The 21,219-nt window shown below is 35.4% G+C and carries 17 protein-coding genes; 7 read left to right on the top strand and 10 right to left on the bottom strand.

The features are described from left to right. The first annotated feature begins 177 nt into the window (after positions 1–177). The gene (locus D7004_RS11970; protein WP_123206083.1) at positions 178–1,131 is read left to right on the top strand and encodes an MlaD family protein; all 954 of its coding nucleotides are present in this window, start codon (positions 178–180) and stop codon (positions 1,129–1,131) included. Between the two features lie 174 nt (positions 1,132–1,305). On the opposite strand, the gene D7004_RS11965 is transcribed toward D7004_RS11970, so the two are convergent. The 4 genes from D7004_RS11965 to D7004_RS11950 form a co-directional block, all read right to left on the bottom strand. Continuing rightward, on the bottom strand, positions 1,306–2,211 hold the full coding sequence (locus D7004_RS11965) for a ribonuclease Z (RefSeq protein WP_123206082.1): 906 nt from the start codon (positions 2,209–2,211) through the stop codon (positions 1,306–1,308). 66 nt (positions 2,212–2,277) lie between these two features. Beyond that, the gene (locus D7004_RS11960) at positions 2,278–2,658 is read right to left on the bottom strand and encodes an STAS domain-containing protein (RefSeq protein WP_123206081.1); all 381 of its coding nucleotides are present in this window, start codon (positions 2,656–2,658) and stop codon (positions 2,278–2,280) included. Positions 2,659–2,693: 35 nt separating this feature from the next. Beyond that, positions 2,694–3,638 (bottom strand): phosphoribosylaminoimidazolesuccinocarboxamide synthase, encoded by a 945-nt coding sequence (locus D7004_RS11955; RefSeq protein ID WP_123206080.1) that lies wholly within the window; start codon positions 3,636–3,638, stop codon positions 2,694–2,696. Positions 3,639–4,040: 402 nt separating this feature from the next. After that, complete coding sequence (locus tag D7004_RS11950; protein WP_123206079.1) at positions 4,041–5,000, bottom strand: PhoH family protein; 960 nt, start codon at positions 4,998–5,000, stop codon at positions 4,041–4,043. Between the two features lie 103 nt (positions 5,001–5,103). On the opposite strand from D7004_RS11950, the gene D7004_RS11945 reads away from it, so the two are divergent. After that, positions 5,104–5,883 (top strand): SAM hydrolase/SAM-dependent halogenase family protein, encoded by a 780-nt coding sequence (locus tag D7004_RS11945; protein WP_123206417.1) that lies wholly within the window; start codon positions 5,104–5,106, stop codon positions 5,881–5,883. Between the two features lie 223 nt (positions 5,884–6,106). Continuing rightward, positions 6,107–6,589, top strand: coding sequence for a hypothetical protein (locus tag D7004_RS11940; protein ID WP_244214322.1), 483 nt, complete (start codon positions 6,107–6,109; stop codon positions 6,587–6,589). Positions 6,590–6,765: 176 nt separating this feature from the next. Here the strand turns inward: D7004_RS11940 and D7004_RS11935 are convergent, their stop codons facing one another. From D7004_RS11935 to rpsO, 6 genes are all read right to left on the bottom strand, one after another. Then, complete coding sequence (locus D7004_RS11935) at positions 6,766–7,716, bottom strand: D-2-hydroxyacid dehydrogenase (RefSeq protein WP_208646832.1); 951 nt, start codon at positions 7,714–7,716, stop codon at positions 6,766–6,768. A gap of 91 nt (positions 7,717–7,807) precedes the next feature. Further along, entirely contained in the window at positions 7,808–8,881 is a 1,074-nt protein-coding gene (gene serC, locus D7004_RS11930; RefSeq protein ID WP_123206077.1) for a 3-phosphoserine/phosphohydroxythreonine transaminase, read from the bottom strand. A 599-nt stretch (positions 8,882–9,480) separates the two neighbouring features. Further along, a complete protein-coding gene (locus D7004_RS11925; protein ID WP_123206076.1) occupies positions 9,481–11,901 on the bottom strand; it encodes a TonB-dependent receptor in 2,421 nt (806 codons plus the stop codon). A gap of 138 nt (positions 11,902–12,039) precedes the next feature. Further along, a complete protein-coding gene (gene rpe / locus D7004_RS11920; protein ID WP_123206075.1) occupies positions 12,040–12,711 on the bottom strand; it encodes a ribulose-phosphate 3-epimerase in 672 nt (223 codons plus the stop codon). Positions 12,712–12,950: 239 nt separating this feature from the next. Continuing rightward, the gene (gene pnp / locus D7004_RS11915; RefSeq protein ID WP_123206074.1) at positions 12,951–15,086 is read right to left on the bottom strand and encodes a polyribonucleotide nucleotidyltransferase; all 2,136 of its coding nucleotides are present in this window, start codon (positions 15,084–15,086) and stop codon (positions 12,951–12,953) included. Positions 15,087–15,260: 174 nt separating this feature from the next. Further along, positions 15,261–15,545, bottom strand: coding sequence for a 30S ribosomal protein S15 (gene rpsO / locus D7004_RS11910; protein WP_025146265.1), 285 nt, complete (start codon positions 15,543–15,545; stop codon positions 15,261–15,263). Between the two features lie 398 nt (positions 15,546–15,943). Here rpsO and D7004_RS11905 point away from each other — a divergent pair, with 398 nt between their 5' ends. The 4 genes from D7004_RS11905 (at position 15,944) to D7004_RS11890 (ending at position 21,096) form a co-directional block, all read left to right on the top strand. Continuing rightward, positions 15,944–16,363: an acyl-CoA thioesterase gene (locus D7004_RS11905; RefSeq protein WP_123206073.1), complete on the top strand. Its 420-nt coding sequence runs from the start codon at positions 15,944–15,946 to the stop codon at positions 16,361–16,363. Between the two features lie 278 nt (positions 16,364–16,641). After that, a complete protein-coding gene (locus D7004_RS11900) occupies positions 16,642–18,066 on the top strand; it encodes an MATE family efflux transporter (RefSeq protein ID WP_123206072.1) in 1,425 nt (474 codons plus the stop codon). A 274-nt stretch (positions 18,067–18,340) separates the two neighbouring features. After that, on the top strand, positions 18,341–20,128 hold the full coding sequence (gene lepA / locus D7004_RS11895) for a translation elongation factor 4 (RefSeq protein ID WP_123206071.1): 1,788 nt from the start codon (positions 18,341–18,343) through the stop codon (positions 20,126–20,128). 86 nt (positions 20,129–20,214) lie between these two features. Further along, the gene (locus tag D7004_RS11890) at positions 20,215–21,096 is read left to right on the top strand and encodes a bifunctional 5,10-methylenetetrahydrofolate dehydrogenase/5,10-methenyltetrahydrofolate cyclohydrolase (RefSeq protein ID WP_123206070.1); all 882 of its coding nucleotides are present in this window, start codon (positions 20,215–20,217) and stop codon (positions 21,094–21,096) included. Positions 21,097–21,219: the final 123 nt, after the last annotated feature.

The raw sequence follows: 21,219 nt of genomic DNA, 5'->3' as shown, positions 1-21,219 counted from the left end.
TGGCATCATAAATGATGATTCGTTTATTTTAAATTAGTATTTTAAACCAAACAAAATAGCAGATACAAGCATTATGTAATTACAATTACATTTTTAAGTATCTAATATCAACAAATGTACTAAGGCGAAGATAAATTATTAATTTTGCCGTTTGTAGCCATTAAAGAAAAAACACTCATGAAGATTAAGAACGAAACCAAAGTAGGTATTTTAGCTGCTTTTGCAATTGCTTTATTAATTATAGGATACAATTTTTTGAAAGGAAATTCAATATTTTCTAGCGAAACCACATTATACGCCAGATATGGAAGAGTAGATGGTTTAACAGTTTCAAAACCAATCTTAATTAATGGTTACCAAATTGGTCGTGTTGCTGCATTGCAATTAGAACCAGGAGGAACAATTTTAGCTACATTGAGTATCAATAGCAAATACGAAATCCCAGAAAACAGTATTGCAAAATTAGAAGGAACCGACCTTTTAGGTAGTAAGGCAATCGTAATGTCTTTAGGTACATCTAAAAAAATGGCTGAAGATGGCTTTACTTTAAACGCAAATGTAGAAAAGGGATTAATGGAGCAGGTTGAACCGGTACAGAAAAAAGCTGAATTGATTATTGGTAAAATGGATTCAATCCTGAGCAGCGTAAATTCAATTTTGAATCCTAACTTTCAAAAAAATGTTGATAAGAGCTTTAGCAGTATTGCCGGAACATTAGCATCATTAGAAACAACATCTAAAAAAGTTGATGGTTTAGTTGGTTCTGAAAGTGCTCGTATCGAAGCTATTTTCAGAAATGTTGAAGGCATTACAGCCAACCTAAATAACAACAACAAGAAAATCAGCGATATTTTAACAAACATAAATACAGTTACAGATAAATTTGCTGCCGCTAATTTTAAAGAAACTTTAGATAAAGCAAACAACGCCATAGCAGATTTACAAACTGTAATATCAGGAATTAAAGATGGTAAAGGAAGTCTAGGCTTATTGTTGAATGACGACAAAATGTACAACAACCTAAATAGCGCTTCAAAAAATCTTGATGAGTTGATGATAGATTTAAAAGCCAATCCTAAACGTTACGTTCACTTCTCGGTATTTGGAGGTGGCAATAAAAAAGATAAATAATTAATTAATATATAGTTAAGAGCCTTGCAGTTTAAAATTGCAAGGCTTTTTTTATACCTATACCATCAAGAAAAGTAATTCCAGTATTATTATTTTATGTTTTCTTTTTAGTTGCTAAATCTCCAAAAAGTTAAAAAGGTATCGATGCAATATGATTTAATAAATTTTGTTCAATTACAATTGAAAAGTCCTGCCTTCTATAGCTAATTCTGTATTTTCGAAAACGGATTGGGTTTCTTCCAATAACATTTGAAGCGTTTTATAACGTGAGGAAAAGTGACCAATTAATAATTTTTTGGCGCCAACAACATTGGCTATCTCGCCAGCCTGAAGCGCAGTGGTATGGTGGGTTTCGTTTGCCCTATCCAAAAGTTCATGCAAAAAGGTTGCCTCATGGTATAGTGTATCACAATCTTTTATGGTCGAAAAATATCGTTCATCATACATCGTATCAGAACAATAAGCATAACTTTTAGGCGGATCTGCAGGTGTAGTGTAATCTTCGCTTTTTATAATTTTTCCATCTGGCAATTCTACATCAATACCTTTTTTTAAGGCGGTGTAGTAAGCCATAGGTATTTCATCAGCTTTCTCTTTAATCAGTTTTCTTTGCCTTGGTTTTTGCTCAAATAAAAATCCTGTTGTAGGAATTCTATGATTTAGCATGATGGTCTTAACCGTCAACTCGCTATTTTCAAATATTTTAAATGATTCATTAGCCTCGATCGGAAAGAACTCTATCGGATATCTTAAAACCGTATCGGAGTATTTAAACTGAATCTCCAAAATTTCGAGCAATGGCTTGGGACCAAAAATTTGCATGGATTTGGTTCGACCGTTTAAATGCAAACTAGAAAGTAAACCGATTAAACCAAAATAATGGTCGCCATGTAAATGACTTATAAAAATATAATCTATCCGGGTTGCTTTTAAATTGTATTTGGTCAGTTGTTGCTGCGTACCCTCGCCACAATCTATTAAATAATATTTTTCATTACAATTTAAAAGCTGTGCTGATGGATTCCTGTTGAACACAGGTGTTGCCGAACTGCTTCCTAAAATTGTAACTTCAAATTTCATAATGGTAAGATGTAAAAAGCCTCGTAGATGTAAAAATCTACGAGGCTTAAATTATTTTAGTGAAAATTATTTCGTGCCGCCTCTAAATTCTTTTTCCAATTCATTCATAAAGATAAAATCAGTTGCTTCTTCTAATGTATTTACAAACGTTACAGATTGGAATATGTTTGATAATTCGATTATCGGAGCTATTTCATTATTTATCCCTGTTACAATGAACAATCCATTTGCCGCCTTACAGAGCCTATCTCCTACTAACAAACAACTTAAATCCTGCGCATCATTACAATCTTTCACATGACTTAAATCAACAATAATATTTTTAAATCCCTCTGCATTAAGTAAATACAGTTCAGATTTTAAACCTGGTGCGTTATCATTTGTAAACTTAGGTTCTTTTAATTTTAAGGTTACGTATTTTTCGTGTTTATCTACTGAAAACTTCATCTCTTCTAATCTTTAATATACGAATGTATAAAAATTTATAAGGTTTCTAAAGCCTTTAAAACATTGCTTTGAATACGGTTAGAAATTGCATCGGCATCAGCTTTTATAAATGCTTCTCCAACAATTTTCTCGTAAAGTTCAATATACCTTTCTGAAATGGAATTTACAATTTCTACTGTCATTTCTGGAACAAGCTGACCATCTTTGCCTTGAAAACCATTTTCTATCAACCACTTTCTTACAAACTCTTTTGAAAGTTGTTTTTGAGGTTCATCAGCATTTTGACGCTCTTCATATCCATCAGCGTAAAAATAACGTGAAGAATCTGGCGTGTGAATTTCATCGATTAAATAGATTACACCATCGGCCTTACCAAATTCATATTTGGTATCAACTAAAATTAAACCACTTTTCGCAGCGATTTCTGTTCCACGTTGATATAAAGCATGCGTATATTTTTCTAATTCTTCATAATCGGTAATTGAAACAATTCCTTTTGATAAAATATCTTCTTTAGAAATATCTTCATCGTGCCCAACTGATGCTTTTGTGGTAGGTGTGATAATCGGTTGAGGTAATTTATCGTTCTCTTTTAATCCATCAGGTAATGAAACTCCACAAACGGAACGTTTCCCGGCGCTATATTCTCTCCATGCATGTCCTGCCAAATAACCTCTGATTACCATTTCTACTTTAAAAGGCTCACAAATTCTTCCGATGGTAACCATTGGGTCTGGAACATCAATTACCCAATTTGGAACAATATCTTTTGTAGCCGACAAAAATTTTGCGGCGATTTGGTTTAAAACCTGTCCTTTAAATGGAATAGCTTCTGGTAATACCACATCAAATGCAGAAATACGGTCAGACACAACCATAACCATAACTTTATCGGCTATTGTGTAAACATCGCGTACTTTACCTTTATAAAAATTACTTTGATTAGGAAAATTAAAATGGGTTTCTTTTAGTGCTTTCATGAGGGGATAAAAATAAATAAAAAAGTCGGAAAGTCCGAGGTCGGAAGATAGAAGTCAGCAGATAAAATGTATAAATAAAAACCCTCGTAGTCTTATCAACTACAAGGGTTAAATTATATTTAGTAATTCATGCTCAATTTATTTCATCAGCTTTATAGCAATTAAGACCCTGAATTGAATTCAGGGTGACGGTTGTCCTCATCTCTTTTCGAAAACTAATTGTTTCCATAAAATTAAATGTAACCGAAGTTTTATTAGAAGATACTAGATAACGTCTGGCCTATCCTCACCGTCATGCTGAATTTATTTCAGCATCTTTCCTGCTAATAAGACCCTGAAATGAATTCAGGGTGACGGGCTGTCGTAGCATAACTTCGGATACCTAACTTTCTAACTTCCAACTTACTGGATATCTCCGTAAGCTTTTAATATATCTCTTACCAATTTATGGCGAACAACATCTTCTCCGCTTAAATAAATAATATCGATGCCTTTGATGTCTTCTAAAATCCTCAGGCCATTAAACAATCCGGACATTTGTTTTTTAGGTAAATCGATTTGGGTTACATCGCCAGTTACAATAAACTTAGCTGTAGGGCCCATACGGGTTAAAAACATTTTAAGCTGCATATCAGTCGCATTTTGTGCTTCATCCAAAATCACAAAGCAGTTATCTAAAGTACGGCCACGCATAAATGCCAAAGGCGCAATTTCTATCGTTCTGTTTTCGATATAGAATTTTAACTTTTCAGCAGGAATCATATCATCCAAAGCATCATAAAGTGGACGTAAATATGGATCGATTTTTTCTTTTAAATCTCCTGGCAAGAAACCAAGATTTTCACCTGCTTCAACCGCAGGACGAGTTAAAATAATCCGCTTAATTTCTTTGTTCTTTAAAGCACGAACAGCTAAAGCAACAGCCGTATACGTTTTACCAGTACCAGCAGGACCAATTGCAAATAAGATATCATTTTTGGTAATGCTACTAACCATTTTGCGTTGGTTAGCGGTTCTGGCTTTTACCAATAAGCCATTGGTGCCAAATACAATTACCTCGCCACCACCGCCTGATGGATCTACAGCAGATTTTTTTTCTACGCCAATCGCCTTAGCGCCCAGAATAGATTCAACATCGTTGCTAGTCATAGAACTATATTTCTCCATGTGTGCAACCAGCTGCGTGAACTTATCTTCAAACGCTTTAAGTTCCTGTTCATCACCCAGAACGGTAACTCCACTACCCCTCGCAACGATTTTTAATTTAGCGAAAGCACCTTTAATCATTTCGTAATTCTCGTTGTTCGCTCCCCAAAAATGAGCAGGATTTACGGTATCCAGAGTTAATTTTAATTCGTTCAAGCTGTAGTATTTTAAAAAGTTATCGGGGTATATTAATTAAAATTTGAATATTTGCACACGTTTGTGCTTGTACACAAGAATAAGCAATAATATTGAATTTTTAATGGCGATAATTACTTTAACAACAGATTTAGGTTCGAAAGATTTTTACCAGAGTGCCCTTAAAGGTAGTCTGTTAAGTCTTATGCCTAATGTTAATTTAGTTGATATTACTCACGAAGTTCCTTCATTCAATATTTCCTATGCAGCATTTGTTTTAAAGAATGCTTATCCATATTTCCCAAAAAATACCGTGCACCTTATTGGCATCGATTCTGTTTATAGCGAAAACACTAAATACATTGCCGTTAAACACCGCGATCATTTTTTTGTTGGTGCCGATAATGGTATTTTTTCTTTGCTTTTTGATGATATTCCTGAAGATGTTGTAGAGCTAAATATCATGCAAGATTTGAAATATCTTCACTTTCCATTGGTTGATATTTTCGTTAAAGCTGCTACACATTTAGCAAAAGGAGGACGCTTAAAGGATATTGGTTTACCTGTAGCAGAGATTGAACAAAAGATGCTTTTACATCCTGTAATTGAGCGGGATATAATTAGAGGAAGTGTAGTTTACATTGATACTTTCTGCAATGTAATTACAAATATTACAAAAGATCTTTTTACAAAAATTCAAAAGAATCGAGAGTTTACGCTTTACTTTAGAAAGAGTGAAACCATCACTCAATTAAGTTGGCATTATAACGAAGTTCAAGAAGGTGAAAAACTTTGCTTATTTGGTATTAGTAACCACTTGGAGATTGCTATTAATAAAGGTAAAGCAAGTGGATTGTTAGGATTACATCTTGGGGATATTGTGAGGGTTGAGTTTCATTCGTAAAAGCTGAAAGATTAAAGACCAAAGCTAAAAGATTAATTTCCCAAACTATATAAGAGCGGTCGTCATTGCGAGGCACGAAGCAACCTTAATGCGTTCGCTGTAAACCAATCATTTTAAGATTGCTTCGTGCCTCGCAATGACGTAGTTCAAATCCAAACAACATCTACTCTTTTTACGTTTATATCGAATGATGAAATATTTTTTCTTGTGCTCCATCCTATTCATGAGCATTCAAACTTTTGCTCAAGCAGATACAGCAAGTTATGCAGCTCAAAGGGTTAAAGTGAATTCTTTATTGCAAGAACGTAGTCAGCGGTTTGGACAATACGACGAAAGTTTGAACCAAAGGACAGGCATATTTGGCTGGCAAACTAAGAAGGACATTAAAAATTCCAATGAAATACTCCGTCAAGTGGTATTAACGGATAACAATATTTTTAAGGAATTGAAAGTTTTGATGGACTATAAAGACCTGCAAAATCAACAAAAGGTAGCCGTTGCAGATAATTCTCAAGAAAGAATTGAAAGTTACATGCGAACCATCAAAAAGTTGCAAGACCAGAACGAAGAGCTGAAAAGCGATTTGGCTAAGAAGAATAATCAAAGTGTATCAACCTACATCATTGCATTTCTACTTTTAGTTATGGCCGGTGGATTTTATTTCTTCAATAAGAAATTAAAAAAATATGAAAAAAGGATTGTTTAAGATTTTGTTAAAAATCAATAAGGTAATATTACCTAGTCTTTATAAAAAAGACCCCAACAAGCTTACTCCTTTTCAAAAAGCAGTATTGGGCTATCGTTATTGGGTATTGACAAAGGCTTTAGATTAGAAATATAAACCTTATAGGTTTTTAAAACCTATAAGGTTTGAAAAAGAATTTATTTCTTAAAATGCTCAATAATCAGCGTAGCCAATTCTGTACCGATACGCTCTTGCGCCTCGTTTGTTGATGCACCAATGTGTGGTGTTAATGATATTTTAGGATGTGTTAAAATTTCAGCCAATGGTGTAGGCTCATTATCAAATACATCTAATCCAGCAAAAGCAACTTTACCAGAATTCAAAGCCTCAATTAAAGCAGGCTCATCAATTGTACCACCACGAGAGCAGTTTACAATACCTACGCCATTTTTCATTTTTGCAAATTCTTCAGTACCTAAAATAGGTTTATCTGCAAATGGTGTGTGTAAACTCAAGAAATCACTTCCGGCAATTACTTCATCTAAAGAAACCGTTTTAATCGGAATACTTACCGATTGTCCGCCTTGAAAGTCCAAAGTTATTTCAGTTTCAGATGGATATAAATCATAAGCCAAAACATTCATTCCTAAACCTAAAGCTACTTTAGCCGTTGCTCTACCAATACGACCAAAGCCAATTATACCGATGGTTTTACCGCTTAATTCAGTTCCTTTTGCATACGCTTTTTTTAGGTTATTGAACTGCGTTGCACCTTCAACAGGCATTTTACGGTTAGCATCCTGCAAAAATCTAATGCCTGTAAATAAGTGAGAAAATACCAATTCTGCAACCGATAATGAAGATGCAGCTGGTGTATTAACAACCGCAACACCCTGACTACGAGCATATTCTACATCAATATTATCCATACCAACGCCACCTCTTCCAATCAACTTAATATTCGGAACGGCATCAATCAATTCTTTTCTAACTTTAGTTGCACTACGAACAGTAATTGCATCGTAGTTTTTCAAAGCCTCAGCCAATTGTTCTTTTGGAATCGTTTCTGTATCAACCTGGAAACCTGCTTTTTCTAATAATTCTTTACCGATAGGGTCAATTCCATCGTTTGCTAATATCTTAATCATTGTTTTTATCATTGCACAGATTTTTTGGATTACACAGGTTATCAAAATGCATCTGTGTTTATCTTTTCTTATCTGTGGTAAAATGTAAATTTTAATTTGCTTTCGCTTGTTTTTCTTCGAATAACTGCATCGCATCAATTAATGCATGTACGCTGGTAATTGGCAAAGCATTATACATAGATGCACGGAAACCGCCCACACTTCTATGGCCTTTAATACCAACAATTCCCTCTTCTTCAGCATATTTCAAAAATGGTTTTTCCAATTCAGGATTTTCCATTACGAAACACACATTCATTCTAGAGCGGTCTTCAACGGCACAGGTACCTTTAAATAATGGATTTCGGTCTATTTCTCTGTAAAGCGCTTCTGCTTTTTGCTTATTCTCTTTTTCAATTTCTGCCACACCACCTTTAGATTTTAACCAACGAAGATTAAGAAGTGCTACATAAATAGAGAAAACTGGTGGTGTATTGTACATCGAACCATTATCAATATGCGATTGATAGTTTAACATCGACGGAATTTTACGGTCGATTTTACCCAAAACCTCATCCTTTACTACCACAATTGTCAAACCCGCCGGACCAATATTTTTTTGTGCACCAGCATAAATTAAATCGAATTTCGAAACATCAATTACACGGCTCATGATGTCTGATGACATGTCGCAAACAACAGGAACATTCGTTTCCGGAACTTCAAAAAGCTCTGTTCCATAAATGGTATTGTTAGAGGTATAGTGGAAATAAGCGCTATCAGCAGGAATTTCAAAATCTTTTGGAATAAAAGTATAATTCGAATCTTTAGATGATGCTACTACGTTTACATTACCCACAAATTTAGCCTCTTTTAACGCTTTAGTTGCCCAAACACCTGAATCTAAATAACTTGCAATCTGTCCATCACCCAATAAATTCATCGGAACCATAGCAAATTGTAAACTTGCACCGCCCTGTAAAAATAAAACGGAATAACCCGATGGCAAATTTAATAACTCTTTCACCAACTTATCTGCTTCAGCAACAACGGCCTCAAATTCGGTTGTTCTGTGCGAAATTTCTAAAATCGATAATCCATCGTTAAAATCTAAAACTGCCTGTGCAGCTTGTTTAAACACTTCTTGAGGTAAAATACAAGGGCCTGCGCCAAAATTATGCTTCATCTTATTATATAAATGATTGTTGGCGTAAATGTAAAATTTTTAAAGCAGTTCTACCTACAAAATAGTATCATAAAAAATTAAATTTTGTTAAAAATTCAGCCAAAATCAGTGGTTTTATTACACTTTTTGCAATTAAAACGATTAACGTAATGTTGGTAATTTAATACGATTTGAAAAGCAAAACCAGTAGTCTTTAGGATCCAGCAGTCCCGCCATACGCTGCAATCTTTTTGTTACTGTTATACGGAACTTATCAGTTGCTGCAACAAAAAGTATTTCCGCTTTTGTCGGGTTTAAATGATTCAGGTTCCGTAATGCTTAGGTTGGTTTTCCAAACAAAACGTATAATTTGGCTATTTTTTATAATACAATTATAATTCCCATGATTGAAATCATGGGCTATGTTTCAAAATGTAAAAGCAATTGTAATAACCAGATAAATTTGCATAACCCACGATTGAAATCGTGGGTAACCTAATATTAACCTTTTCCCAGCCGCAGAACCCACAATTTCAATCGTAGGTTACCTCACAAAACCTATATTTCATCACTAAAATCCTGAAATCCTATAATCTTTTAATCCTGTTCCCAATCACTAATTAGTTTTTTAACTTCACAATTAATTTCAAATTAAACTGCCTACCAGTTAAATAATTCGGAATCGCATATTGCACATTATCAACATCTTTAAGCCAAAGATAGGATACTGTGTTATTAATATTCAGCATATTAAAAACCTCGAAAAACAGAATTACCGAATTAAAATTTTTATCTAAAAACTTAGGCTTATGTAATGCAGCATCATCTAAAAAATCTTTTGAAAAGCCGATATCAACACGTTTGTAGGAGGGTACGAAAAATTTATCTAAATACTTTGGTGTTTGCGATGGACCAATAGGCAAACGAGAACCATAAAGAGCGTTCAAATGCACTTTATAAGTCGGACTATTTAGTAATCTATCCTGAAAAAAAACAGAAAAATTAACCCTTTGGTCGGTTGGGCGTTTTAAATAACCAGGATAAATAGTTTGTCCGTTTTGCACATAACTATCGCCAACAATATCTTCATTTGCATGCATCACCGACATCCGAAAATACGAAACCAGATCCTTTACAAACTCGCCGCCAATACTAAAATCTGCTCCATAAGCATAACCTTTCGAAACCTCATTAGCTAAATATTTAATCCTTAAGTTATCAATTTTGTAAGGAATTAATCTATCAGAATATTTAAAATAAGCCTCAGAGGTGAATTTTAGCCTGGTTCCGAATGCATCAAAAGCATAATCGTAACCAACAGATGTGTTGTATGAACTTTGTGCTTTCTGGCTGATATTCAAAATTCCGGTAAAATCTCGAATGGTTCGGTAAGAAGGCGGTTGTTTATACACACCTGCGGTAAACCTTAAAATTTTATTATTTGAATTTGGTCGGTAAGCAATCAACATCCGCGGACTAATCAACAATTGTTCGCTTAAAGAACTGTAAGTGGCCCGAGCACCCAATTGCAATTCTGCATAATTAGAAAGCGAATAACTATCCTGTATATAAGCACTGTAGTTTTTAATATCAATATTGTTTTCTACGTTGATTACATTTTGCAGTACAACATCTTTTCCATTGTTTGGCAAAATATATCCGGCTGAATCAGTGTAGTTGTATTCGTTCAATCTATCATCATATCTAGATTTATCAAATTTCAATCCCCATGAAAAAACGTGGTTATTAAAATTCTGGTCGACCTTTATTTCTGAGGCAAAAATCTGGGTATTTAAACTGTTCCTACCATAATTGTAGTAACTACCAATTCCTCTGTTTTTAGTTACTGGACCAAAACTATCGGGTGAAAAAGTATTGTCAACCTCATCAAAAACATAACTACCATTAATATCAAAACGTTCGCGTTCGGTGATGTTGAAGTAACTGTTTATAAATTTAATAACCTGATTGGGCTTCGGTGAATAGGTTGCTGTAACTGCAGTTCCCAAAGTTTGGTAATCGTCAATCTCCTGGCCTGTGTAATCTACATCTAAACGTAATGTGGTGCTTAAAGTACCGAATTGTGTTTCACGATTGGTTGGTTCTAACTTAAACTGCCCCAAATTAAAATTTCCTAAAACACTGATATTAAACTTTTGAGAAAAATCATATTGATAAAGAATTTGTGCATCGCCAAAATTCGGACTATAACTCCCCTTTTCATCCTGTTTAATTAACACGCTCGAATTGTTTTTATAGCGCAAACCAGCGAGCAAAAAACTCCGTTTAAAAATCCGCTTTGAAGTTAAAGAGGTGTTTAAAAAACTGGTACTTAAGATGGTTTGATTGCTGTCGGGTTTATCGTATCGAATATCCAATACAGAAGAAAGTTTATCGCCATATTTAGCCTCGAAACCTCCTGCAGAAAATTTGGCTTTTGTAACCAATTCTGAATTTATAAAACTCAATCCCTCCTGCTGTCCGTTACGGATTAAAACGGGTCGATTGATTTCTACATCATTAATATAAATTAAATTTTCATCGAAATTGCCACCACGAACGCTGTATTGTGCACTCAATTCATTGTTTGTAGATACACCAGGCAATGTTTTGAGCATGGTTTCAAAATTTCCGGAAACCAATGGCATGGAGGCGATATCTGATATATTTATCGTGGTGGTATTACTTAGCTGATTTTGCTTATTGGTAATATTTACCTGCTCAAGCTCATTAATATTGGCTATTAAGTTTACTAGCTGCGTAATCCTGGCGCCAGATCGCTCGTTAAATTTTAAGGTTTGTGGTTGATAACCTAGTAGAGAATACTTAATGCTAAAGGTTTTCGACTTTGAATAAATGGTGTAAACGCCAAATTCATCCGTCACGGTAGATTGCGCCTGACCTAAAACGATAACTGTAACCTGAGCTAAAGGTAGTTTCTCATCATTATAAACTATTCCCGAAACCCTAACTAATGGCTGTGCTACAGCTAAACTGCAACCCGCTAGTAAAAGAAAAAGGATTAGCCGAAATTTGAGCATTTTTTAGCGTAGAGATTTGGTTAATTTTTTACCACAGATTCACACAGATATTTTATTTCGAAAATCCGAGGACGAGCATCTTGAAATTTATAAATACTGTGAATTTTCTAAATCTGTGTTCATCCTTTTCATCTGTGGTTAAATGCTAATACCTGTACTTAATAAATTTTTCATTTTAGAAATGGTTTCTGTCGGATTATCAGTTGCAAAAACTGCATTGCCAGCTACAAATGCATTAACGCCAGCAGAAACCAAGGCACTGATATTTTGTAAACCCACTCCGCCATCAACCTGAATTATCAATTCTTCATTTCTCCCTTGAATCAATCGATTTAAATTCTGAACTTTTTTATAGGTGTTGTGAATAAATTGTTGTCCGCCGAAACCCGGATTAACAGACATAATTAATACCAAATCCAAATCTTCAATTACATCTTGCAACAACGTAACAGGTGTATGTGGATTTAAAGCCACTCCAGCCTTACAACCCGATGCTTTTATCAATTGAATGGTTCTATGTAAATGCGTACAAGCTTCGTAATGAACCGTAATTCTATCTGCTCCAGCTTTTGCAAATTCGCCAATGAAATTATCTGGCTGAACAATCATCAAATGAACATCAAGCGGTTTAGTAGCATGTTTTTTAACAGCAGCCATCACCGGGAAACCAAATGATATATTTGGAACAAAAACACCGTCCATTACATCTACATGAAACCAGTCGGCCTCACTTTGATTAATCATTTCGATATCGCGTTGTAAATTGCCAAAATCGGCAGAAAGTATGGATGGGGCGATGATGTATTTCATTTAATTTATTTTGTCGTCATTGCGAGGAACGAAGCAATCTTAATGCACTTATAATGAATAAATGAGATTGCTTCGTTCCTCGCAATGACGAATTGGTTATACAATTTTAGCTATAGATGCAAGTTACAAAATCATTATTAAACAAAACAACCAACAATAAAAAACCCTTTCAGTTTTAGGCTGAAAGGGCTAATCATTTAATATCTTCCGACTCCGGTCTTCCCGACTTCGGACTTTACTTACGCTTGTGGCGCAGTTGGTTTTTCTGGTCTTGGCAATAATACTTTACGAGAAAGTTTCATTTTACCTTGTTTATCGATGTCTAATAATTTAACCTCGATTTTATCACCTTCTTTTAAAACACCGTCCATAGTTTCTAAACGCTCCCATGAAATTTCAGAGATGTGTAATAAACCATCTTTACCTGGCATAACCTCAACAAATGCACCGAATGGCATAATTGATTTTACTTTTCCTTGGTAAACTTCACCAATTTCTGGTTTAGCTACGATGTTACGAATGCGACTTACAGCAGCATCGATAGCCGCTTTATTGTCAGCAAAAATTTCAACGATACCTTTACCATCTACTTCTTCGATAGAGATTGATGCGCCAGTTTCGCGTTGCATTTCTTGAATAATTTTACCTCCAGGGCCGATAATTGCACCAATAAATTCTTTCTCAATAGTTAAAGAAACAATACGAGGTGCGTGTGGTTTGTAATCTTCATTAGGACTGCTGATGGTTTTCTTCATCTCGTTTAAGATGTGTAAACGACCTTCTTTAGCCTGTAGTAAAGCTTTAGTTAAAACTTCGTAAGACAAACCGTTGATTTTTAAGTCCATTTGACAAGCAACAATACCATGTTCAGTACCAGTTACTTTAAAGTCCATATCACCTAAATGGTCTTCATCACCTAAAATATCCGAAAGGATTGCGTATTTACCAGTTTTCTCATCGGTAATTAAACCCATTGCGATACCAGAAACTGGCGATTTGATTTTAATACCAGCATCCATCAATGCCAATGTACCAGCACAAACCGTAGCCATTGATGATGAACCGTTAGATTCTAAAATATCAGAAACGATACGGATAGTATATGGATTAGCATCACCTTGTGGCAATACTTTTTTCAAAGAACGTTGCGCCAAAGCACCGTGACCGATTTCGCGGCGACCAGCACCTCTGTTTGGTCTAACCTCACCAGTTGAGAAACCAGGGAAATTATAGTGTAATAAGAATTTGTTGTAACCGTTGAAGAACGCACCATCAATCATTTGCTCATCATCTTTGCTACCTAAAGTAACTGATGTTAACGACTGAGTTTCGCCACGTGTAAATACCGCCGAACCGTGTGCAGCAGGTAAATAACCAACATCACTCCAAATTGGGCGAATTTCTGTAGTCTTACGACCATCTAAACGAATACCTTCATTTAATAACAAATTTCTGATTGCATCGTACTGAACATCATGGTAATAATGTTTAGCCATTGCTTTAGTTAAATCTGCAGTATCTTCTGGCATAGCATCAAAAAACTCGTTAATAATGGCTGTGAAACCATCTTTACGAACATCTTTATTGCCACCAGCTTTCGCTACAGCATAAACTTTATCGTAAGTATCAGCATAAACCTTGGCTTTTAAATCAGCATCGTGGTCTTCGTGGTTATATTCACGTTTTACCGTTTTGCCAGTAGCCTTTGTTAATTCTACTTGAATTGCGCATTGAACTTTAATTGCATCGTGTGCAAATTTTAAAGCTTCAACCATTTCATCTTCCTGAATTTCATCGCACTCACCTTCAACCATACCGATATCATTAGCCGAACCAGCAACCATAAATTCTAAAGTTGCACGCTCTAATTGGCTAGCCAACGGATTGATTACAAATTTGCCATCAATTTTTGCAACACGTACTTCAGAAATTGGACCGTTGAAAGGAATATCAGAAACTGATAATGCTGCAGATGCTGCTAAACCAGCTAAACAATCTGGCATAACATCCTTATCAGCAGAAATTAATGAAATCATCACTTGTGTATCAGAGTGATAATCTGAAGGGAACATTGGGCGTAAGGCTCTATCTACCAAACGAGAAATTAATACTTCGTAATCTGATAATCTAGCCTCGCGACGTAAAAATCCACCTGGAATACGGCCAGTTGCCGCATATTTTTCTTGATAATCAACCGATAATGGTAAAAAATCAGTTCCAGGTTTAGCACCTACAGTAGATACTACAGTTGCTAACAACATCGTATCGCCCATTTTTACTACAACCGAACCATCAGCTTGTTTAGCCAATTTACCAGTTTCAATTTCTACAATTCTGCCATCGCCCAAATCGAACGATTTTTTTATTACATTCATCTAATTAAAATTGTGGTGTGTTTTCCTCTTTGCCCACACCTTGTTTATATATGTTTTTGTTTTTGCAAACTTCAGCAAGCCTTAAACCTGCCTAATTTCCATTAACTTGTTGTAAAGCTACTGAAAAATAAAAAGCCATTCTATAAAGAATGGCTCTTGTTGATAAAATTACGCTTATTTTTGTTTAATGATATCACGTAGCGATAAAGCTTTGATGATAGCACGATAGCGCTCAATATCTTTTTTGTATAAGTAAGCCAAAATACCGCGGCGTTTACCTACCAATTTTTGAAGTGACAACTGAGTAGAGAAATCTTTACGATTTTTCTTTAAGTGTTCTGTTAAGTGCGCAATACGGTATGTAAATAACGCTACCTGACCTTCAGCAGAACCCGTATTGGTTTCTACTTCGCCGTGTTGTTTAAAGATTTCGGCTTTCTTTTCTGGACTTAAATACATTCTTGAATAATATTAAAGTGTTTAATAATTAATTAATTGTGGCGCAAAGATAACGCTATTTTAAGTTATAAACAAGAGTAATTTGCAGATAGGATTTTTAAGCTAATTGCTTGATTATTTGGAAAGCAATGTTCCGTTTTTCATCGGTTACCAAACACCCGCCATCGCTACAATCTTTTTGCCTATCGTGTTTCCTTTGTCGTCTTTGCGAGGAGGAACGACGAAGCAATCTCATTCGGAAAATGTTGCAAAAAGGATTTTCGCTGAGTCGGGTTTAAAGAACTTAAAATTGTGAAAGAAAATTAGTTATTATTATTAGTGTCTAAAACTTAAAAGTAAACAAAAACTTAAAATACTAATAATATTAAAAACCCTACTTTTGCACAAATATTTAACCTTTGGAAAAGAATCAATTTAGTATTTTCGAAACCGAATTACGTGTACGTCCTGATGATATAGACATGTTTAATCATGTACATAACAGCAAATATTTGGATTACGTATTAGCCGCCCGATACGAACAAATGGAAAAATTCTATGGCATGCCATGGGAGCATTTTACTAAGCAAGGTTTAGGATGGGTAGTTAGTCACGTAGATATTAATTTCAAGCGCCCTTTGTTAATGAATGATTTGATGCTCATCCGAACAGGAATTTTAAACATGAACGATAAAGGATGCGCTGTGCAGTTTGAAATCATCAATCAGAAAACCAGAAAAGTAGCCTCTGATGGTATTTTTGATTATGTATTAATTGATTTGAACACTTCCCGGGGAACAAAAGTTACAGATGAAATGATTAAGGCTTATAGTATATAATATTTTTAAGTGGTCATTTCGAGCGAAGTTTCGCTTCGCTTCAGTCGAAGTCATGACTAGCTATTACTATAAATAAATTAATCAATTTCTATAAAATCAGTCATCAAAATTTGACAATCCAATAATTTATTTATCTTTGCCCTATCAAATAACAGAACGATGATAGTATCTGCAATCCGTTTTAGGTTTTAGATAACCGAGGATTCCCTCCCATTTTTCATACATGTACGCTTACACGCGTATCAACTGGTTTATACATTACATTTTACACTTATTTTATGTCACAGTCAACAAAGACACAGGGCAAACTATCTTCTTTTTTTGATGTACTCATACAATCTTTGAAAGGTAATGAAGTCGATCTGACTTCAATAAGTATTACAAGGGCAATTATTTTATTGGCAATCCCAATGATGTTGGAAATGGCTATGGAATCTGTTTTTGCTTTAGTTGATTTATATTTTGTTGGTCATTTAGAAAATAGTAGCCACGCAATCCAAACTGTTGGCTTAACAGAATCTGTTTTAACCATCATATATTCCTTAGCGATCGGATTAAGTATGGCAGCAACGGCAGTTGTATCGAGAAGAATCGGCGAAAAAAATCCAGAGGCAGCCGCAAAAGCTGGTATGCAAACTATTGTAATTGCAGTAGCTATTAATATCTTAATCAGCATTGCTGGATTGATTTATGCCAGAGATATCCTTTTATTAATGGGTGCATCCACAGAAACGGCGAATCAAGGAACAACTTTTATTCGCATAATGATGGGTGGAAGTATTATTATAGTGCTGCTATTTTTAATCAATGGAATTTTTAGAGGTGCGGGTAATGCTGCAATTGCGATGCGAAGTTTATGGATAGCCAACATTGCTAATATTATCCTATGCCCTATTTTCATCAATGGTTTCGGGCCAGTTCCTGCATTTGGCTTAACTGGTGCTGCAATTGCAACAACTATTGGAAGAGGTTTGGGGGTAACTTACCAGATTTATAATTTGTTTAATGGAAAAAATGCTCTAAAAATTCGAATAAATCAGTTTATTCCTGATTTTGAGCAAATTAAAGCTATAATAAAAATTGCTGCTCCGGCTATTTTCCAATTTGTAATTGCAAGTTGCAGTTGGGTTTTTTTAGCAGAATTGGTTGCAACAACAGGTGGTGATGAAGGTTCTGCAGGCTACCAAACCGCATTGAGGCTGATGATGTTTTTCTTATTGCCAGCCTGGGGATTAAGCAATGCGGCTGCAACATTGGTTGGACAGAATTTAGGTGCAGGCCAGGTTGATAGAGCTGAACAGTCGGTTTTTCAAACTATGAAATACATTTTTGTTTTTATGGCTGTGGTAAGTGTACTCTTTCTAACCTGTGGACATTTGTTTGCTGCATTTTTTACATCTGATGAAAAAGTAATTGAAATAGCAAGCCGAGCATTAAAAATTTTAAGTTTTGGCTTTATCATTTATGGAATGGGAATGGTGCTAACCAGCGCTTTTAATGGCGCCGGAGATACATGGACACCAACAAAAATCAACATTTTCGCTTTCTGGCTTTTTCAAATTCCATTAGCGTATTTTCTTGCTAAATATCTGGAAATGGGTCCGACTGGTGTTTTTATTGCCATCCCAACTGCAGAAGTTGGTATTGCAATAGCAGCATTTATCTTGTTTAAGAAAGGCAAATGGAAGAAAACAATGGTTTAATTTTAAACCTTTAGTAATTTTTAGCACACTTAAAGGGAAAAGCTCCAAAAGAACTACAGCCTTATGTTAAATAAACTTGATTGAAACGATATCCTTTTTTGCTGCAATAACATTCATTAGCGAACAGGTGTTCACAAAAAAGATAAAGTGGAAAGCAAGACGGTAGTAACCGAAGAAACAGTGATTTCAGTTTCCAAATAAAGCTAAATAACTTGTTTTACTACTCCATTTTCCATCCTAAATTTTCCATTAAAAACTATATCTTTGCGCAAAGATGAAGCATATACGTAATTTTTGCATTATTGCACATATTGACCACGGAAAGAGTACACTAGCCGATAGGTTATTAGAATATACTGAGACAATTTCGAAGCGTGAAGCGCAGGCGCAATTGCTCGATAACATGGATTTGGAGCGTGAGAGAGGCATTACGATTAAAAGTCATGCCATACAAATGAACTACAAAGTTGGGGATATTGAGTATAATTTTAACTTAATTGATACACCAGGGCACGTAGATTTTTCCTACGAAGTTTCGCGTTCTATTGCCGCCTGCGAAGGTGCTTTGCTTATTGTTGATGCATCTCAAGGTATTCAGGCTCAGACGATTTCGAACTTATACTTAGCTTTAGAGCACGACCTTGAAATTATCCCGATTTTAAATAAAATGGATCTACCTGGGGCAATGCCCGAGGAAGTGAAAGACCAGATTATTGATTTAATTGGCTGTAAACGTGAAGATATTATTCCGGCATCGGGTAAAACCGGCATGGGCATTCCTGATATTATTCAAGCTATTGTAGACCGTGTTCCAGCTCCGGTTGGCGACCCAACGGCACCTTTACAAGCGTTAATTTTCGACTCTGTTTTCAATTCGTTTAGAGGAATTATTGCTTATTATAAAGTAGTAAATGGAGAAATTAAAAAAGGTGATAAAGTAAAATTCATCAATACTGGCAAGCAATATTTAGCAGATGAAGTTGGAATTCTGAAACTGGATATGTCGCCACGTAGCGTGGTTAAAACCGGCGATGTAGGTTACATTATTTCCGGAATTAAAGAAGCTCGCGAGGTTAAAGTTGGTGATACAATTACAACTGTTGAAAGACCATCTTTAGATTCCATCCAGGGATTTGAGGAAGTTAAGCCGATGGTTTTTGCTGGTATTTACCCAGTTGACACCGACGAATATGAAGAACTGCGTGAGGCAATGCACAAATTGCAATTAAACGATGCATCTATCGTTTTCGAACCTGAAAGTTCGGCAGCATTGGGCTTTGGTTTCCGTTGCGGATTTTTAGGCATGCTGCACATGGAAATTGTGCAGGAGCGTTTAGAACGCGAATTCGACATGACGGTAATTACTACCGTACCCAACGTTTCGTACATTGCACATACTACAAAAGGTGATGAATTTATCGTAAACAATCCATCAGATTTGCCCGACCCAAGCAAATTGGATTCGGTGGAAGAGCCTTTTATTAAAGCAAATATTATCACCAAAGCTGAGTTTGTTGGTCCGGTAATGTCGCTTTGTATTCAAAAAAGAGGTACAATTATTAACCAATCCTATTTAACATCAGATAGAGTTGAACTGGTTTTTGAAATGCCAATGGCAGAAATTGTATTCGATTTTTATGATAAATTGAAAACGATTTCCAAAGGTTACGCATCTTTCGATTACCATCAAATTGGTTACCGTAAATCGGATTTAGTCCGTTTAGATTTGCTGTTAAATGAAGAACCTGTTGATGCTTTATCATCGCTAATTCACCGCAGTAATGCTTACGATTTTGGCAAGAAAATCTGTGAAAAGCTGAGAGAATTAATTCCTCGCCAGCAGTTTGAAATTAAAATTCAAGCCTCTATCGGTGCAAAAGTTATTGCCCGCGAAACGCTAAGTGCTTTACGTAAAGATGTAACTGCCAAGTGTTATGGTGGTGATATTTCTCGTAAACGTAAGTTATTGGAGAAACAGAAAAAAGGTAAAAAACGCATGCGCCAGGTTGGAAACGTAGAAATTCCACAAAGTGCATTCATGGCAGTTTTGAAATTAGATTAAAATAGATTTGAGATATTAGATTTGAGATTTTAGATGCTAACCGTCCAATCTCAAATCTAATATCTAGTGTCTCACATCTTATAAGAATGAAATTATTAGACGGTAAATACGTATCAGAAAAAGTTAAAATTCAGATTGCTGAGGAGGCTGCAGAATTTTTGAATACTAGCGGTCGCAAGCCGCATTTGGTTGCAATTTTAGTTGGCAATGATGGCGGTAGCGAAACCTATGTAGCCAGCAAAATGAAAAATTGTGAAAAGGTAGGTTTTAAATCTTCGCTTTTTAGATACGATAATTCGGTTAGTGAGGCAGAATTATTAGCGAAAATTGAAGAAATTAATCAAGACGCTGATGTTGATGGATTGATTGTTCAATTGCCTTTACCGAAACACATCGACCCGGAAAAAGTTACCGAAACTATTGATTATAAGAAAGATGTTGATGGATTCCATCCAGTAAACCTGGGTAGAATGATGCGTAATTTACCTTGTTTTATTCCGGCTACGCCTTATGGAATTTTATTGATGTTGCAAGAATATAACATCAATACCACCGGAATGCATTGCGTTGTAGTTGGTAGAAGCAATATTGTTGGAAGCCCGATGAGCATTTTAATGGCTCGAAATGCCAACACGGGGAATTGTACCGTAACGCTTACACACTCTCGCACAAAGGATTTAAAAGAACAAGTTTTACAAGCTGATATTATCATTGCCGCTATCGGTAAGAAGAATTTTATCACCGCCGATATGGTTAAGTCTGGTGCAATTGTTATTGATGTGGGTATTAACCGAGAAACTTCTACTGAAACAAAATCTGGCTTTAAACTCTACGGCGATGTAGATTTCGAAAACGTAGCACCGATTTCATCTTACATTACGCCTGTACCTGGCGGTGTAGGCTTAATGACGATTGTTGGATTACTAAAAAATACTTTAGCATCGGCTAGGAAAGAAATCTATAATTAAGGTAGAAGGAAGAAAGGTTTAGGGTTTAGGGTAAAGACCTATCCCATAAAATATTCAAAGGCAACTCAACTATTTGAGTTGCCTTTTTTACGTGTAAATATTTTTAGCTTTACGTAAAATAAT

This window comes from Pedobacter jejuensis (genome assembly GCF_003725795.1).
Taxonomy (GTDB): Bacteria; Bacteroidota; Bacteroidia; order Sphingobacteriales; family Sphingobacteriaceae; genus Pedobacter; species Pedobacter jejuensis.
The sequence above is the reverse complement of the archived record's forward strand: the minus strand, read 5'-3'. Positions and strand labels throughout refer to the sequence as shown.

Coding starts and splice junctions, on each gene's coding strand:
- D7004_RS11970 (WP_123206083.1), top strand. CDS start 178: ATGAAGATTAAGAACGAAACCAAAGTAGGTATTTTAGCTGCTTTTGCA.
- D7004_RS11965 (WP_123206082.1), bottom strand. CDS start 2,211: ATGAAATTTGAAGTTACAATTTTAGGAAGCAGTTCGGCAACACCTGTG.
- D7004_RS11960 (WP_123206081.1), bottom strand. CDS start 2,658: ATGAAGTTTTCAGTAGATAAACACGAAAAATACGTAACCTTAAAATTA.
- D7004_RS11955 (WP_123206080.1), bottom strand. CDS start 3,638: ATGAAAGCACTAAAAGAAACCCATTTTAATTTTCCTAATCAAAGTAAT.
- D7004_RS11945 (WP_123206417.1), top strand. CDS start 5,104: ATGGCGATAATTACTTTAACAACAGATTTAGGTTCGAAAGATTTTTAC.
- D7004_RS11940 (WP_244214322.1), top strand. CDS start 6,107: ATGAGCATTCAAACTTTTGCTCAAGCAGATACAGCAAGTTATGCAGCT.
- D7004_RS11935 (WP_208646832.1), bottom strand. CDS start 7,716: ATGATTAAGATATTAGCAAACGATGGAATTGACCCTATCGGTAAAGAA.
- serC (WP_123206077.1), bottom strand. CDS start 8,881: ATGAAGCATAATTTTGGCGCAGGCCCTTGTATTTTACCTCAAGAAGTG.
- D7004_RS11925 (WP_123206076.1), bottom strand. CDS start 11,901: ATGCTCAAATTTCGGCTAATCCTTTTTCTTTTACTAGCGGGTTGCAGT.
- rpe (WP_123206075.1), bottom strand. CDS start 12,711: ATGAAATACATCATCGCCCCATCCATACTTTCTGCCGATTTTGGCAAT.
- pnp (WP_123206074.1), bottom strand. CDS start 15,086: ATGAATGTAATAAAAAAATCGTTCGATTTGGGCGATGGCAGAATTGTA.
- rpsO (WP_025146265.1), bottom strand. CDS start 15,545: ATGTATTTAAGTCCAGAAAAGAAAGCCGAAATCTTTAAACAACACGGC.
- D7004_RS11900 (WP_123206072.1), top strand. CDS start 16,642: ATGTCACAGTCAACAAAGACACAGGGCAAACTATCTTCTTTTTTTGAT.
- lepA (WP_123206071.1), top strand. CDS start 18,341: ATGAAGCATATACGTAATTTTTGCATTATTGCACATATTGACCACGGA.
- D7004_RS11890 (WP_123206070.1), top strand. CDS start 20,215: ATGAAATTATTAGACGGTAAATACGTATCAGAAAAAGTTAAAATTCAG.